Raw genomic sequence first — 16,415 nt, forward strand, 5'->3', positions numbered from 1 at the left:
GAGGACGCCTTGCACGTGCTGTAGCGGGCAGCGGTCGCAGCGACAACTTGTCCAAATACGCGTAGAGCAGCCACAGCCACAGGCCCAGCGAGCCTGCCAGCAGGGCCAGTGCCCGCCCACCACGGCGCGCTACGGTCGCCGGGTGTGACGGGCCAGGCAGTGGCGAAGTAGAGCAAGCAGGGAAGGGGGACGGCGAAGCCCAGCAGGCCCGTCCCAGCACCACAGGAGCTTGTTCATCGGCATGTCCGGAACGCAAAGGGCGCGCATGCTACGGCACGCCGTGCCGCCAAGATGTGCCGACCGGGGCCGGCGATTGACCGGCCCGGGGCACGCTCCTACAATTGGCGGCTCGCCGGAATAGCTCAGTTGGTAGAGCGGCGCATTCGTAATGCGTAGGTCGCAGGTTCGATTCCTGTTTCCGGCACCACGTTTCATCCAGGGTCGGCCAGTGGTCGATCCTGTCGCATTCAGGGCGTTCGCCCAGACTCCCGTCGATTCCATGCCTGCCGCGGCGAATGCGGCTGCAGCGCGTTGCGCGCGCGCGACGCTGCGACAACATGTCGCACGAAAATGCGCGCATTTGTTGCGATGGATCATTGCCAACTGCTTTCGTGCAGGTGCAGCAAAGTCTAAAATTAGGAAGCTAACCCGTGCCCGCGATCCGGGCGATCCAACCGCCAGAGGGCGGTCGGCCGCTCCCGGTGGAAGGCGAGACACGAGGCTGGCGTTCCTTCGCACTTGGATCGACCGATGATTCCGTTGAAACATCTCGGGCGTGTACTTCGTCCAGGCCTGATGTTGCCGTTCCTGCTGCTGGCAGGTTGCAACTCGGCCATTCTCAATCCGAAAGGCCAGATCGGCCATGACGAGAAGCAGCTGCTGATCACCTCGGTGGTGCTGATGCTGATCGTGGTCATCCCGGTGATCGTGATGGCGATTGCCTTCGCCTGGAAGTACCGCGCCTCCAACACCAAGGCCCGCTACGAGCCGGATTGGTCGCATTCCACCGCCATCGAAGTGGTGGTGTGGTCGATCCCGTGCGTGATCATCCTGGTGCTGGCCGTGCTGACCTGGCGCTCGTCGCATGCGCTGGACCCGTACCGGCCGCTGGATTCGGACGTCAAGCCGATCACCATCGAAGCAGTGTCGCTGGACTGGAAGTGGATGTTCATCTATCCGGACCAGGGCATCGCCACGGTCAACGAGATCGCTTTCCCGGTGCATACGCCGCTGAACTTCAAGATCACCTCCGACTCGGTGATGAATTCGTTCTTCATCCCGCACCTGGGCACCATGATCTACGCCATGGCAGGCATGGAAACCAAGCTGCACCTGATGGCCGACGAGCAGGGTGATTACTTCGGTCTGTCCACCAACTACAGCGGACATGGCTTCTCGAAGATGGGCTTTGTGGCGCATGCCACCGACCAGGCCGGCTTCGATGCCTGGGTGGCCAAGGTCAAGGCCTCGCCGAAGGCGCTCAACGCTGCCGAATACCAGGTGCTCGCCGCCAATCGCAACGACAAGGAACCCTATCCGGTCACCTACTACGCGTCGGTGCAGGAGGGCATGTTCCGCTCGCTGATCGATAAATACATGAATGGTCCCGGCCACCACGGCGGCCACGGCGAAGGCCATGGCGACCATCAGGCATCGGCCGCAGAGCCGGTTGCCATGTGCACCTCTGGAGACAAGTGATGTTAGGCAAACTTACGATCGAGGCGGTTCCGTACCACGAGCCGATCATCATGGTCGCGCTCGGTGGTGCCGGCCTGCTCGGCCTGCTCATCGCGGGCGCCGTCACCAAGTACAAGCTGTGGGGCTATCTCTGGAAAGAGTGGTTCACCTCGGTCGACCACAAGCGCATCGGTGTGATGTACATCGTCGTGGCGCTGGTCATGCTGCTGCGCGGCTTTGCCGATGCGGCGATGATGCGTACCCAGCAGGCGCTGGCCGGCGGCGGTGGCGAGGGCGTGCTGCCTCCGCACCACTACGACCAGATCTTTACCGCGCATGGCGTGATCATGATTTTCTTCATGGCCATGCCGTTCATGACCGGCCTGTTGAACCTGATCGTGCCGCTGCAGATCGGCGCGCGCGACGTCGCCTTCCCGTTTTTGAACTCGCTGAGCTTCTGGCTGTTCGTGGGTGGTGCGGCCCTGATCAACATCTCGCTGGGCGTGGGTGAATTCGCGCAGACCGGCTGGCTGGCGTATCCGCCGTTGTCCGGGCTGCAATACAGTCCAGGCGTCGGTGTGGACTACTACATCTGGGCATTGCAGATCTCCGGACTAGGCACATTGCTGACCGGTGTGAACTTCTTCGTGACGATCATGCGGATGCGCGCGCCGGGCATGACCCTGATGCGCATGCCGATCTTCACCTGGACCGCGCTGATCACCAACATCCTGATCATCGCCGCGTTCCCGATCCTGACCGTGGCGCTGGCGTTGCTGGGTGCCGACCGTTACCTGGGCACGCACTTCTTCACCAACGACGGTGGCGGCAACGCCATGATGTACGTCAACCTGATCTGGATCTGGGGCCACCCGGAGGTCTACATCCTGATCCTGCCGGCGTTCGGCATCTTCTCCGAGTTGATTGCGACCTACAGCCGCAAGCGCCTGTTCGGCTACACCTCGATGGTGTATGCGACCTCGTGCATCGGCGTGCTGTCGTTCGTGGTGTGGCTGCACCACTTCTTCACCATGGGCTCGGGTGCCAACGTCAATGCCTTCTTCGGCATCACGACGATGATCATCTCGATCCCTACCGGCGTGAAGATCTTCAACTGGCTGTTCACCATGTTCCGCGGTCGCGTGCACATGACCTCGCCGGTGCTGTGGACGATCGGTTTCATCATCACCTTCACCATCGGCGGCATGACCGGCGTGATGCTGGCGATCCCGGCGGTGGACTTCGTGCTGCACAACAGCCTGTTCCTGATCGCGCACTTCCATAACGTGATCATCGGCGGCGTGGTGTTCGGCTACCTGGCCGGCCTGACCTACTGGTTCCCGAAGGCGTTCGGCTTCAAGCTCAACGAAAAGCTGGGCAAGGCCTCGTTCTGGTGCTGGATCATCGGCTTCTTCGTTGCGTTCATGCCGCTGTACGTGCTCGGCTTCATGGGCATGACCCGTCGCATGAACACCTACAACCACCCGGAGTGGGCACCGTGGTTGTACGTCGCTGCGGCGGGTGCGGCGATCATCGGCCTGGGCATCTTCCTCAACCTGGTGCAGATCGGTTACAGCGTGTGGAAGCGCAAGGAGCACATGGACCACACCGGCGATCCGTGGGATGGCCGTACGCTGGAATGGGCGACGTCCTCGCCGCCGCCGTTCTACAACTTCGCCGTGCTGCCGCACATCGACGACCGCGACCAGTTCTGGGCCGACAAGCAGAACGGCAAGGGCTGGGTACGTCCGGCCAAGTACGAGCCGATCCATATGCCGCGCAACACCGGTGCCGGCGTGTACATGGGCGCCTTCAGCGTGCTGCTGGGCTTCGGTCTGATCTGGCACATCTGGTGGCTGGCCATCGTCGGTCTGGTGGGCATGATCGGCAGCTTCATCGCGCGCACCTTCGATGACGACATCGATTACTGGGTGCCGGCCGAAGAAGTGGAGCGCATCGAGAACGCGCGCTTCGCCCAGCTGGAACAGCAACATGCGGCGCATGCCGCCAAGGCGGTATGACCATGTCCTCCACGACCACGCTTGATCATCACGGCGCCCACGCGGGCGGCCACGACCACGACCATGCACATCACGACGGCGGTGGCAACACCGTCTTCGGGTTCTGGGTCTATCTGATGAGCGACTGCCTGCTGTTCGCCGGCCTGTTCGCCACCTACGCGGTGCTGTCCGGCGCCACGGTGGACGGGCCGACGGGCAAGGAGTTGTTCGACCTGAAGTTCGTGCTGGTGGAAACCTTCCTGCTGTTGTTCAGCAGCTTGAGCTTCGGCTTTGCGATGATCGCCGGCCACAAGCGCAGCATGGGCGGCCTGTACGGCTGGCTGGCCGTCACCGCGCTGTTGGGCCTGGGCTTCCTGGGCATGGAAATCTGGGAGTTCAACCACCTGATCCATGAAGGTGCCGGCCCCGGTCGTAGTGCCTTCCTGTCGGCCTTCTTCACCCTGGTCGGTACCCACGGCCTGCACGTGGCCTCGGGCCTGCTGTGGATGGCGGTGCTGGTGATCCAGATCGCCAAGAACGGCCTGACCGCCCGCAACAGCACCCGCCTGGCGTGCCTGAGCCTGTTCTGGCACTTCCTGGACATTATCTGGATCGGTGTGTTCACCGTCGTCTATCTGCTGGGAGCGCTGTAATGGCCAATCACCATGCCAACCAAACCGCCACCGACGCCCATGCCGGTGGCCTGAAGTCCTACCTGATCGGCTTCGTCATGGCCGTCGTGCTGACCGTCATCCCGTTCGCGATGGTGATGAGCGGGGCGTTCTCCAAGGGCGTCACCGTGGTGGTGATCTCGGTGATGGCCGCCGTGCAGATGCTGGTCCACATGGTCTACTTCCTGCATATGGACCGGACGCCGGAGCAGCGCTCCAATATCCACGTCGGCCTGTTCTCGCTGCTGATCATCGGCATCGTGATCGTCGGTTCTCTGTGGGTGCTGCACAACATGAACATCAACATGATGCACTGAGCCGCCGGCAATGCCGTCGCAAGGAGGCCGCCAGCTCGCTGGCGGCCTTTTTTTATGCGTTCTGGCCGGTTGGCATGACCTATGGCATACGGGGAAGCGAGCCGGTCAACTTAGCATCGGCGGATACCTGCCCAGGTCCCTTCGGAGTTGCGATGAATTTCCCGTCCCTGCTATCCGTGTCGCTGCTGGCGGCACTGTCCCTTCCCGTGGCCGCGCAGACCGCTCCTCCGCAGGACGTGCCGTTCGACGGCCTGTTGAAGATCGATGTCGATGCCACCGACCTGTCGCATCGCATCTTCCGGGTCAAGACCACCATGCCGGCCAAGCCCGGCCCGATGACGCTGCTGTATCCGCAGTGGATTCCCGGCAACCATTCGCCGACCGGGCCGATCGACAAGCTCGCTGGCCTGGTGATCAAGGTCGACGGCCAGGTGATCCCCTGGACCCGCGACCAGTTCGATGTCTATGCCTTCAAGATCGACGTGCCGCAGGGCGCACGCGAGTTGGTGGCCGAGTTCAAGTTCCTGTCCCCGCAGGCCGGCAACCAGGGCCGGGTGATGATGACGCCGGAGATGCTCAACCTGCAGTGGAATACCACGGCGCTGTATCCGGCCGGCTATTTCGCCCGCAATATCAAGGCGCAGGCCAGCGTGACCCTGCCGGCTGGCTGGAGCTACGCCACGGCGATGGAGACCGAACGGCGCGTCGGCGATACGGTGACCTTCAAGCCGATCGACTTCGACGACCTGGTCGACTCACCGATGTTCGCTGGCAAGTACTACAAGCGGGTGGAGTTGAGTAGCGGCAAGCAGCCGGTCTACCTCAACGTCTTCGCCGACGAGGCCAAGTCGCTGGAGGCCAAGCCCGAGCAGATCAAGGCGCATGCGGCCTTGGTGCAGCAGATGGACAAGCTGTACGGCGCGCGCCATTTCGATCATTACGACTTCCTGCTGGCGCTGACCAAGCGCCTGGGTGGCATCGGCCTGGAGCATCACCGTTCCAGCGAGAACAGCGGCCCGACCAACTACTTCACCGAGTGGGATAAGAGCTGGACCATGCGCGACCTGCTGTCGCATGAGTTCAATCATTCCTGGAACGGCAAGTACCGCCGTGGCGCCGACCTGGCCACACCGAACTTCAATGTGCCGATGGGCGACAGCCTGCTGTGGCTGTACGAAGGGCAGACCCAGTTCTGGGGCGAGGTGTTGGCGGCGCGTTCGGGGCTGTGGACGCAGGAACAGGCGCGCGAAATGCTGGCTGGCGTGGCCGGGACCTACGATCGCGGTCGCCCGGGCATGGCCTGGCGCACCATCCAGGACACCACCAACGATCCGACCATGTCGTTGCGTCGCCCGCGTGCGTATCGCAGCTACCAGCTCAGTGAGGACTACTATTCCGCCGGGCAGATGATGTGGCTGGAGGTCGACAGCAAGCTGCGGGCGCTGAGCAACAACAAGCGCTCCATCGACGATTTCGCCAAGGCCTTCTTCGGCATGAACAATGGCGACTGGGACGTCAAGACCTACACCTTCAACGATATCGTCGCCACCCTCAATGGTCTGGCGCCCTATGATTGGGCGACGCTGTTGCGCGCGCGCATGGATGGTCATGGCTCGCTGATCGGCGGCCTGGAAGCCAACGGTTGGAAGCTGGTCTACAACGACCAGCCGAATCTGGCGACCAAGACCTATGAAAGCAACGAGAACGACGTCAGCCTGACCTATTCGCTGGGCCTGGTGCTGGAAGGCTCGGGCGAGATCGGCGACGTGCTGTGGGACAGCCCGGCCTTCAACGCCGGCCTGATCAACGGCAATACCATCGTGGCGGTGAATGGGCGCGCCTTCAGTGTGGAGGTGATCAAGGACGCGGTGACGGCGGCCAAGGGCACCAATGCGCCGATCGAATTGCTGGTCAAACGCTACGACCGCTACGACACCGTGCGCATCGACTACCACGGTGGCCTGCTGTATCCGCACCTGGAGCGCATCGCCGGCACCCCGGATCGTCTCAGCGAACTGTACAAGCCGCACTGAGGCCTGCACGGCGATCGTGCGCCGCAGCAATCGTCGACGTCATGTGAAAGCGCCACCGCCTGAATAGGGCGGTGGCGCGGTCGTTTGCGATCAGGCAAAGTGATGCGGTCGGTTAGGGCCGACCACAGGAGTCGCGCCTCCTGTCACCTGTCATGGAACGTGCCGCGCCGCAGTCGTGGCAATGCAATGGATCGGAGAGATGCCGTGCATGCAGAAGCGATGCTTACCGGGCCGGACATGTTGCGGCTCGCGCAGGATCGACGCCTTATCCGCGTCAAGACCGTGCTCGACCCCGACACCTTCGTGGTCAAGCATTTTTCGGGTACCGAAGAGGTGTCCTCACCGTATACGTTCGACATCGATTTGCTATCGACCTACAACGGTCTGCAGCTCAAGCAACTGGTCGGCCAGCCGCTGCAACTGAGCCTGGGCGACGAGTTCGATGGACGCATCGTGCACGGCTACGTGCGCGAATTCGCCCACGTCGGCAAACAGGGCGAGTTGAGCGCCTACCGCGCCGAGATCGCGCCCTGGTTCGCGTTCCTGCAATACACCAGCAATTGCAGGATCTTCCAGGACATGAACGTGCTGGAGATCGTCGAACAGGTGTTCGATGGTTATCCGCAGCTTGCCGACTTCGCGCACGACCTGGATGCCGGGCGCTATCCCAAGTTGAGCTACTGCGTGCAGTACAACGAGTCGGACTTCAGCTTCGTCTCGCGACTGCTCGAGGATGCGGGCATCTACTACGCGTTCCGCCACAGCGAAGACGCCCACACCATGGTGCTGGCCGACGACTCCACTGCGTCGGAAGCGCTTGGGCAACCGGCGCCGATCGAGTTCGTGTCCGACCAAGGCACCTTGCAGCGCCCCGGCATGCATCGCTGGCGCGCGCGTCGGCGCGTCGGTCCCAGCGCACACGCGTTGAAGAGTTTCGACTTCAAGCAACCGCGCACCGCGCTGGCCGCCAGCAATGGACGCGATATTCCGATGGGTGTGTTGCCGCAGCTGGAGCGCTATCAGTACGACGGCGCCGCGCGTTTCGCCGACAGCCGGGTCGGCGATGCCCTGGCCGGTCTGCGCAGCGAGGAGGCGGCCTGGCCGACCAAGCTGTTCGAAGGCGAGGGCAACAGCAGTCGGCTGGTCTGCGGCGGCAGCTTCGTACTGGAGCGCCATCCCGACTTCATCGGGCGCAGCGAGGAAGATCGGCAATTCTTCGTTGTGCGATTGCAGCGCGAGGGACGCAACAATTTCTCCAGCGACCTGAGCGATGCACAGGCGCCGAGCTTCGAATGCAACGTGCAGGTCCTGCGCCGCAAGATTCCCTATCGACCGCTGCGCATCACTCCCGCGCAGCGCATGCCGGGTCCGCAGACGGCCACGGTGGTGGGGCCGCCGGGCGAGGAGCTGTATTGCGATCGCTATGGTCGGGTCAAGGTCCAGTTCCATTGGGATCGCCAGGGCGCGTTCCGCGAGACCAGCTCGTGCTGGATCCGTAGTGCCAGTCCCTGGGCCGGTGCCGACATGGGCGGCGTATCGCCGCCACGCGTGGGCCAGGAAGTGGTGGTCGATTTTCTCGACGGCGATCCCGACCGGCCGATCATCACCGGCCGCGTCTACAACGAAGACAACATGCCGCCGTTCGGCATGGAAGTCAGCGGACTGAAATCCAAGACCGTCAAGGGTGGCGGTTACAACGAGTTGTCGATGCACGACAGTGCCGGTGGCGAGTTGTTCAATATGCGCGCACAGCGCGACATGGTCACCACGGTCTTGAACGACCAGAACGCTTCGATCCAGAACAACAAGTCCACCAACGTGGCGGTCAATCATGCGCTGACGGTCGGCGCCAACCAGACCATCGCCGTCGGTGCCAACCGCGGTATCACCGTCACCGGCACCGATACGCTGGGCGTCACCGGCACGCGCACCACCAATGTCACCGGCGCGGTCACCGAGAACTTCAAATCCGGCCAGACCAAGACCATTGCCGCAGCGGGCTATGTCGAAACCATCACCGGCAACTTCGTCAGTACCCTGACCGGCAACTACACCAGTCAACGCACGGGCACCTGGAAGGAAACCGTTACCCAGACCTCGCTGCGGCAGGTGATCGGCAAGGCCACCGAGGAGCTCAGTGCGGGCCGCGAGGTCACCATCACCGGGCTGGATAAGCGCAGCGTCCAGGGGCCGGTGGAGGACATCAACGTCGGCGCCCGCACCGTCAGTGTCGACGGCAATCTGGAGCATGGCGTCACCGGAACGCATACGACGATGTCCAACGGCGACATGAGCCTGGCGTCGGGAACCAAGCTGCTCGCGACCGTCGGCGGTGCTGCGATCGAAATCCTCGGCGACAAGATCAGCATTTCCGCCGGTGGCTCGACCATCGTCATCGACGGGTCGGGCGTTTCGGTCAACGGGGCGGAAATCAAGCTCAATTGCTGACGCCTGGGAGGGCACGCCGAACCGTGAGCAAGAATCCGGTCGAACAACGCATCGCGCTGCTGTGCGATGCCTGGATGCAGGCCAGCGAGGATCCTGCGCTGCGATTGCTGGTATGGCGCGTGCCCGCCAATGCGATGCGGTTGTTGGCCGCATTCTTCGAAGCGCAGAAACATCCTGGCGACTGGAACGCGCCCGATTACTTTCTGCGCTTGGAGACATGCTTCGACACCAGCTTTGGCTACAGCCGCGCGGTGAAGCTGGCCCTGTCGGCCAGCTACCTGGGCAGCCAGAGCGAGCTGCGCGAGCAGGGGATCGAACTGGGCTGGCGCGGCCCCGGGCCGGCGCATCCGGATACCGCCGCCGGCACGCTGGCAGTGTTCGATTCGTTTGCGGCTCACCATGCAGACTACCTGCGCTATCTGGCGGTGGTCCTGGAGCCCGAGCGCCTGACCGCGCAGGACAGCTTCATCGCCTGGGTCGACGCGGCGTTGACTGCAGGGCCGTCGCCCACGGTGCGATTGGTGCTGATCGATACCCACGAAGATCCGCGTTGGCAGCCGCTGCTGGAGCGGCATGGCGCCCGTGCCCATTGCATCGCTCCGCCTGTGGACATGTTCGACATCGCGCGCGAGGTGGCTGCGCAGTCGGGTGGGGCGGGGCCGTCGGTCGCTTACCGGCAGATGCTCAGCGACCTGATGCTGGTGCTGGAGCGCGGCAGCGCAGCCCAGCTTGCGCAGCGCATCGAGCGTCCGATGGCGCTGGCGCAGCGGCAGGGCTGGAGCGACCAACAGGTGGTGCTGAACATGATGTTGGCCGGCGGTTGGCTGAAGGAGCAGCAATATCCCACTGCGATCACCAGCTATCGGCAGGCGCGCGATTGCGCGACGCAAGCGCTGACCGCCGGCCATCCGGCCGCACGCGATCTGCTGATGCAGGGCTGGTTCGGCGAAGCGGGGACGTGGTTTGCGGCTGGCCAACCTGGGCGCGCCGCGCAGAGCTACCTGTCGGCTGCCCAGTCTGCCGCAGAGATCCCCAATCCCTTGTTCGTCATCGAAGCCTACCGAATGGCGGCGTTCTGCATGGCGCAGGACGGTCAACGCGAGGCCGCGCGCAACTACGGCCTGGAGGCCATTCGCGCGGCCAGACCCTTGCCCAGCGAGGACCGCAAGACCACGACCTTGCCGCAGGTGCTGCAGGATCTGCTGATGCTGCAAGACAAGCCGCGCGCGCAAAAGCTGGAACAGTTGGCGAGCGCGTATCTGCAAACCGTCAGCAACCTGCACGCGCAGGCCGAACAGCAGGCCGCGCGGCTGGGCGCGCAACCGGTGCCGGCGCAGCTGGACCAGATCGAGGCGACGCTGCACGCCGGGCTGGAACAGGCCTTCCATCGGGTCGGCCAGGAGCGCGAGCGCGTGATCCAGGGCGGCGATGAATTCTTCCGCAAGGTGGTTGCGGTCGGGCGTGAATTCCTGCATCCCACCTGGAATGGCTTGCCGGATATTCGCCATCCGCTGGACAACGAGATTCCCGCCTGGACGCAACCGCCGGCGACCCAACCGCTTCCCGATCCCGCCGCACTGACCCAGCCCTCCATCGCCGCCTCGGCGGCAGAAGCGGCCGGGCGCACCGAGGCCACCGCATGAGTTCGCGCAAACTGGCCGTGCTGGCCGTCTTCATCCTGCTCGGCATGGCGATCGTGATCTGGTTGGGTATGGAGTACCGCGATGAAGTGCGTGCCTTCCTGCGCGCGCTGGCGCGGGCACTGTAGACGCAGGAGCGCGACCGATGAGTACTGCCGCCAAGCATTTCGATCCGCAGCTGGGCATCGACATCCACATGTATTCGATGCCGCCGTTTCCGCTGCCGACCCCGCACATCGGGTTGGTACTGGATCCGTTCGACTATCTGCCGTTCATCGGCGCCACCGTCACCGTCAACGGGGTCAAACGCGCCACGGCCGGCACCGGTGGGCTGGACATCCACATCCCGCTGGGCATGTGGACGCCGCAGCTGAGCATGCCGATGGGCCCGCAGTTCGACGGCGAAGAAATCTTCATGGGCAGCAAGACGGTCACCGCCGATGGCGACCCGTTTTCGCGACTTGCTGCCCCGGTGCTGGATTGCAATCTCGCCGGGCTGATCCCGCCGTTCCGCATCAAGAAGCTCAAGAAGCCGTTCCGGTCGCTGTGGCTGCCGACCGGCATCAACGTCGCCATTCCCACCAACGTGAAGGTGGGCGGGCCGCTGACCATTTCCTTGATGGCGATGCTCTTCCACGCGGCCTTCGCCGGCCTGGGAGCGCTGCGTCGCTCCAAGCTGGGCGCGCGCGCGGCGGAGGCGTTCAAGGGTCTGCGGCAGCGTGTGTTCAAGAATATGGATTCGGGGTTCCTCAAGTGCAAGGTGCTGCGCGCCGAGCCGGTGGATATCCGCGACGGCAGCGTGTCAGTGCTGCACGAAGACTTCGCCATTCCCGGCCGCTTACCGTTGACGTGGACGCGCCGTTACAGCTCGGCGCAGGCCGAGCAGGCGGGCGTCTGCGGACATGGTTGGCAGACGCCTGGCGACATCCGCCTGGAGATCGAGGCCGATGGCGTGGTGCTGTTCCACGATGGCCACGGCGTGGCGGTGTTCCCGCAGTTGCCGGACGCGACGGCCAGCGAGGTGCGCGAGTTCGTCGATGGCGCGCGGCTGTCGCGCGACGGCACCGACCTGCTGGTCCGCAGCAAGGACGGCATGCGCCACCGCTTCGCCGACCTGCCAGCAGCGGGCGTCGCGGTGTTGCCGCGTGCGCGCAGTCTGCCCATCGCGCAGGTCGAAGACGCCTGCGGCAATCACTGGCGTTTCGAACGCCGCGATGGCCACCTGGTGCGGGTGGTGGAGAGCGGCGTGGACGGCGTGCAAGGCCGCTTCATCGAAGTGGAAGCGCGCCACGGGCGGATCGACCGGCTGCGCCTGCACGACCCGGCCACTGGCCTGAGCCACCCGCTGGTGGCCTATCGCTACGTGGAAGGCGACCTGGTGGCGGCCGAGGATGCGCTCGGCGCACCGCGCAGGTTCGTCTACCGCCAGCATCGCCTGCTGCAGCACACCGACCGGGTCGGCCTGTCGTTCTATTACGACTACGACCGGCAGTGGCGCGTGGTCCACAGCTGGGGCGACGGCGGTTTGTACGACTATCGCTTCGCCTACGACGACTTGCTGCGCGAGACCGCGGTGACCGATTCGCTGGGACACGTGTCGCTGGTCAAGTTCGACGAGCATCGCCTGCCGCTGTGCGAGATCGACCCGTTGGACGGCGTGACGGTATTCGAGTACGACGCGGTCGGCCGTACTGTGGCGGTCACCGATCCGGAAGGCTTGTGCACGCGCTTCGACTACGACGATCGCGGCAATCTGCTCACGCTGACCCGCCCGGACGGCAGCACGCTGAGCCAGACCTTCGACGACGACGACTGCCTGATCGCCGTCTCCGATCCGGATGGCCACGCCTGGCAGCAGCGCCATGATGCACGCGGGCTGCTGGTCGAACAGACCGACCCGCTCGGCGCGGCAGCGCAATACGTCTACGACGCGCATGGGCAGCTGCGCGCGCATACCAATGCGCGCGGCGCGACCACGCAGCTGGAATACGATCGCTACGGCCTGCTCGCCGCGCTGATCGACGCGCTGGGGCAGCGCAGCCACTTCGAGCACGACGCACTGGGCCGGCTACGCAGCCAGCACGATCCGCTCGGCCATGCCAGCACCTATGAGTACGACGCCAAGGGCCGCCTGTTGCGCCTGCGCTCAGCGGGCGGCGGCGAAGTGCAGTGCGACTACGATGCCGAGGATCAGCTCATCCTCTACGTGGATGAGGCTGGCGCGCAGACTCGGCTGCAGTACGTCGGCATCGGCCAGATCGGCAAGCGCCTGCAGGCCGACGGGCACACGGTGGAGTATCGCTACGACAGCGAGGAACAGCTGGTTGCGGTGATCAACCAGCGTGGCGAACGTTATGAGCTCAAGCGCGATGCGCTGGGCCGCATCGTCGAGGAAGTGGATTACTGGGGCCAGGCCCGCCGCTACGACTACGACGCCTCCGGCCGTCTGACCGCGACGTACGACCCGCTGGGTCAGCGGATTGCCTATGCCACCGACCCGCTCGGGCGGATCGTACGCAAGACGCTGGCCGACGTGCGGCAGCCCGGCCAGCAGCTACAGGAACATTTCGTCTACGACCGGCGCGGGCAATTGGTCGAATTGCGCAACCCGCATCGCAGCGCCAGCCGTCGCTTCGATGCCTTGGGCCAGCTGCTGGAAGAAGTGCAGGACGGCTTCCGTGTCGGCTACGGCTACGACGCGGTGGGCAATCGCGTCTTGCGCGAGACCTCGGCCGGCAATCGCATCGCCTTCGGCTACGACCTGCGCGACCAGGTGGTGTCGGTAGCGATCAACGACGACGCCCCGATCCTGATCGAGCGCGACGCGCTTGGGCGCGCCACCCGCGAGCAACTCAGCGCGCAGGTCGAACGCCGTTTCGCCTACGACGGCCGCAGCCTGCTCACCGCCCAGGCGGTGCTCAAGGACGCGGTGCCGCTGTTCGAAACCCACTATGACTACGATCGCGCCGGCAACCTGACCCACCGCCGCGACAGCGTACAAGGCGTGGACGAGTATCGCTACGACGCCATCGGACGGCTGCTGCAGCACACCGACCCCAAAGGCAGGATCGAACGCTTCTTCAACGACCCGGCCGGCGACCGCCTGGCCACGCGCGTGCAACAGGTGCAATTGCGCAAGGTGGTCGGCGGCGATGACGCGCAGCAGGTGCAGTGGACCCGCGAGGGCACCTACGAGGGCGTGCACTACGTCTTCGACCGCGCCGGCGACCTGGTGCGCAAGGGCAGCCCCCACGGCCCCGCACCCGACGACCTGGAACTACGCTGGGACGCCAACCACCGCCTGGCCGAAAGCAGCAAGGCGGGGCAGGTCACCCACTACGGCTACGACCCGCTGGGCAGACGGGTGTTCAAGCGCAACCCGACCCATACGACGTGGTTCTACTGGGACGGCGACGCCTTGCTGGGCGAAGTGAAGCACGCCAACGACGACCCAGATGCCGCCCCGGTCTGGGTCGGCAACGTCGCCAACCTGATCGAAGCCAAGCGACGCAAGGAGAAACTCGCCAAGCTGCATGAGCGGGTGCGGGAGTATGTGTATTACCCGGACACATTCATGCCATTCGCTTTATTAGTTAGAAGTTTTGGTTTGATAGCTAACTTTCAGCGGCGTATGTCTGAGGGAGATGCTGACCCGGTTAAGCCTAGTGGCAAACGGGATGGCCTGGGTCGGGAGGAAGGAGTATCCCCGAAGCATAAGGACTCGCTCGATAATTCAGCGCAGAAGGATCGTTCGCTAGGTAATTTGGGTGCTGAAACTATTCTTGGTAAAGAGTCTAGGGAAATTTTGAGTGCTAAGGCGAAGGCCCAAAGTGCACCTCTAGCTGGATCGTTGGATGGTAACTTTAGGCTTGGTAGTCAATTCTCGGGCACCAAGGCTGCGACTGATTTGGAAGATAAGCAAAAAATAGGAAAAATTCTGTATTCAGCTTCTGAGCGCATCACGCCAATAGATTCGGTTTGCGATGATGTATTTGCTGGCGTAGAGGGGCGCGATGAATCGCGGTCGCCTGAATCAGTTTCCTATTATTATCACGTAGATCCAAATGGTTGCCCTGCAAAATTGATCGATAGTTCTGGAGGCGTGGTTTGGTCTGAAATTTGCAGCGCCTGGGGTTGCTTTGATGAGAGTTTCGCCGGAGAGGTTGAGAATCCTTTGAGATTCCAAGGGCAGTATTTCGATAGCGAAACTGACCTCAGTTATAATTTGCATCGGTATTATGATGGTTACATGGGTGGTTACATATCCCTGGATCCATTGCGGTTAAATGGCGGCATTAATTTGTACGGCTACGGGTTGAATCCACTTCAATGGATTGACCCGTTGGGTCTGATGGCTAGCCTAACGCAAATTAATGCTGATATTCTCCGCGCAAACATGGCAAGGGAGGGGCGATCTGTCTCCCCTGGACAGGCCGCTGGCCATATCGTTGCCTCTACAGGAGCATCAGGGCATTGGGCTCCAGCAGTTGACTCCCGCGCAATTCTTGCTAGGTATAGAATTGGCATTAACGACGCAGCCAATGGAATTGCTGTCGGTCATCCGCGTCCTCATAATGAAATGCACACCGGGAAATTTCACAGAGATGTGCGTGCAAGATTGCAGGGCGTCGTTCAAAGAATGACACAACAGGGGCGGGGTGACAGGGCTATTCGCAGGGCTTTAAGACGCGAACTAAGGGCGATTGGTAGAGGTTGCCGCGTTTAAAATTGAGGTGTTTTATGGCTGATGGTTATCTTGTAGATCAGATTTATAAATGCGCGAAAAGTGCATTTCTTGGTTTATTTAATGAAAAAAAAGATGAGTCATTCTATTATTGTGTCCTGGTGACTACAGAGGAGGGGCATCCTCCATTCATTTCCGCTTGGTCGAAGCAGGTTTTGCAGAGGGAAAAAGATAAGGGTGTGGAGGCGGTGGATTATTTTGATTTTGTTAAATGGTCCTATGCTGACTCTCCGTACGTGGATTATTCTGGCCAAGATTTTTTCGAGCTACAAAGTATCTTCAATGCTAGGCCATCAATAGATCAGCTTTCAAGAGATGCATGGCTGCTAGAGCTTGATGTAAGAGTTTCTTCAATGGAAAAGGTAATGGCGAAACTGGATGCAGAGGGGATTTTTGAATTGAATCAGCCTAGAAGTAACGTGCTGATCAATGTCGAATTGACTCCTCCTTCTTATTCGAATACGGAGCGCGCCCTCCGCTTAAATAATGCTGATAATGAGGCTTTGATCGCTTGGCTTGATGAGGCCGCCGAAAAGCAGGAGTAGGTGGTGCCAGCCTCGCTGGGCGACACCCGGCCGCGCCTGAGCCACCAGCTGGTGGCCTATCGCTGTGTGGAAGGCGACCTGGTGGCAGCCGAGGACGCGCTCGGCGCACCGCGCAGGTTCGTCTACCGCCAGCATCGCCTGCTGCAGCACACCCGTAAGCTCCCCCGATCCGCAGACACCGCATAAGTAGATCTTTCTGGCATCGTTCCCAAGTCAGGAGGTTCCATGCGCACATCGAAGTTCACCGAGACACAGATCATCGCCACGCTCAAGCAGGCCGACGCAGGCGTTCCAGTCAAAGACGTCTGTCGCCAAGTCGGCATCAGCACGGCGACCTATT

General features: G+C 62.5%; 12 protein-coding genes and 1 tRNA gene. All 13 read left to right on the plus strand.

The genetic code is table 11. The features are described 5' to 3' along the window. Window positions 1–351 precede the first annotated feature (351 nt). Window positions 352–427 (plus strand) — tRNA-Thr (locus CKY51_RS17420). 323 nt (window positions 428–750) lie between these two features. After that, window positions 751–1,698, plus strand: coding sequence for a ubiquinol oxidase subunit II (gene cyoA, locus CKY51_RS17425; RefSeq protein ID WP_152249557.1), 948 nt, complete (start codon window positions 751–753; stop codon window positions 1,696–1,698). Continuing rightward, window positions 1,698–3,698 carry a cytochrome o ubiquinol oxidase subunit I gene (cyoB, locus tag CKY51_RS17430; RefSeq protein ID WP_152249558.1) on the plus strand — a complete coding sequence of 667 codons (2,001 nt, stop codon included), beginning with the start codon at window positions 1,698–1,700 and terminating at the stop codon, window positions 3,696–3,698. Before cyoA ends, cyoB begins: the two co-directional genes overlap by 1 nt. Next, complete coding sequence (gene cyoC / locus CKY51_RS17435; RefSeq protein WP_022973182.1) at window positions 3,695–4,330, plus strand: cytochrome o ubiquinol oxidase subunit III; 636 nt, start codon at window positions 3,695–3,697, stop codon at window positions 4,328–4,330. Before cyoB ends, cyoC begins: the two co-directional genes overlap by 4 nt. Continuing rightward, window positions 4,330–4,665, plus strand: a complete 336-nt coding sequence (gene cyoD, locus CKY51_RS17440; RefSeq protein ID WP_022973181.1) for a cytochrome o ubiquinol oxidase subunit IV — start codon at window positions 4,330–4,332, stop codon at window positions 4,663–4,665. Before cyoC ends, cyoD begins: the two co-directional genes overlap by 1 nt. A gap of 152 nt (window positions 4,666–4,817) precedes the next feature. Beyond that, complete coding sequence (locus tag CKY51_RS17445) at window positions 4,818–6,698, plus strand: M61 family metallopeptidase (protein WP_170292343.1); 1,881 nt, start codon at window positions 4,818–4,820, stop codon at window positions 6,696–6,698. A 204-nt stretch (window positions 6,699–6,902) separates the two neighbouring features. Continuing rightward, the gene (locus CKY51_RS17450) at window positions 6,903–9,146 is read left to right on the plus strand and encodes a type VI secretion system Vgr family protein (RefSeq protein WP_152249559.1); all 2,244 of its coding nucleotides are present in this window, start codon (window positions 6,903–6,905) and stop codon (window positions 9,144–9,146) included. Window positions 9,147–9,169: 23 nt separating this feature from the next. Beyond that, window positions 9,170–10,789: a hypothetical protein gene (locus CKY51_RS17455; RefSeq protein WP_031340212.1), complete on the plus strand. Its 1,620-nt coding sequence runs from the start codon at window positions 9,170–9,172 to the stop codon at window positions 10,787–10,789. After that, window positions 10,786–10,914 (plus strand): hypothetical protein, encoded by a 129-nt coding sequence (locus CKY51_RS22840; protein ID WP_022973177.1) that lies wholly within the window; start codon window positions 10,786–10,788, stop codon window positions 10,912–10,914. Before CKY51_RS17455 ends, CKY51_RS22840 begins: the two co-directional genes overlap by 4 nt. A 17-nt stretch (window positions 10,915–10,931) precedes the next feature. Then, window positions 10,932–15,512: an RHS repeat-associated core domain-containing protein gene (locus CKY51_RS17460; protein ID WP_152249560.1), complete on the plus strand. Its 4,581-nt coding sequence runs from the start codon at window positions 10,932–10,934 to the stop codon at window positions 15,510–15,512. A 14-nt stretch (window positions 15,513–15,526) separates the two neighbouring features. Continuing rightward, window positions 15,527–16,075: a DUF4303 domain-containing protein gene (locus CKY51_RS17465; protein ID WP_152249561.1), complete on the plus strand. Its 549-nt coding sequence runs from the start codon at window positions 15,527–15,529 to the stop codon at window positions 16,073–16,075. Between the two features lie 3 nt (window positions 16,076–16,078). Next, window positions 16,079–16,261 (plus strand): hypothetical protein, encoded by a 183-nt coding sequence (locus CKY51_RS17470; RefSeq protein WP_152249562.1) that lies wholly within the window; start codon window positions 16,079–16,081, stop codon window positions 16,259–16,261. A 39-nt stretch (window positions 16,262–16,300) separates the two neighbouring features. Next, window positions 16,301–16,415, plus strand: a 115-nt coding sequence (locus tag CKY51_RS17475; RefSeq protein ID WP_152249563.1) for a transposase, incomplete at its 3' end; no start/stop codon positions are given.

The organism is Xanthomonas maliensis, from assembly GCF_009192945.1.
In the GTDB taxonomy this organism is placed as follows: domain Bacteria; phylum Pseudomonadota; class Gammaproteobacteria; order Xanthomonadales; family Xanthomonadaceae; genus Xanthomonas; species Xanthomonas maliensis.

Excerpts from the sequence above, each read along its gene's own strand:
- cyoA (WP_152249557.1), top strand. The coding sequence starts at position 751 with ATGATTCCGTTGAAACATCTCGGGCGTGTACTTCGTCCAGGCCTGATG.
- cyoD (WP_022973181.1), top strand. The coding sequence starts at position 4,330 with ATGGCCAATCACCATGCCAACCAAACCGCCACCGACGCCCATGCCGGT.
- cyoB (WP_152249558.1), top strand. The coding sequence starts at position 1,698 with ATGTTAGGCAAACTTACGATCGAGGCGGTTCCGTACCACGAGCCGATC.
- CKY51_RS17445 (WP_170292343.1), top strand. The coding sequence starts at position 4,818 with ATGAATTTCCCGTCCCTGCTATCCGTGTCGCTGCTGGCGGCACTGTCC.
- CKY51_RS22840 (WP_022973177.1), top strand. The coding sequence starts at position 10,786 with ATGAGTTCGCGCAAACTGGCCGTGCTGGCCGTCTTCATCCTGCTCGGC.
- CKY51_RS17465 (WP_152249561.1), top strand. The coding sequence starts at position 15,527 with ATGGCTGATGGTTATCTTGTAGATCAGATTTATAAATGCGCGAAAAGT.
- cyoC (WP_022973182.1), top strand. The coding sequence starts at position 3,695 with ATGACCATGTCCTCCACGACCACGCTTGATCATCACGGCGCCCACGCG.
- CKY51_RS17460 (WP_152249560.1), top strand. The coding sequence starts at position 10,932 with ATGAGTACTGCCGCCAAGCATTTCGATCCGCAGCTGGGCATCGACATC.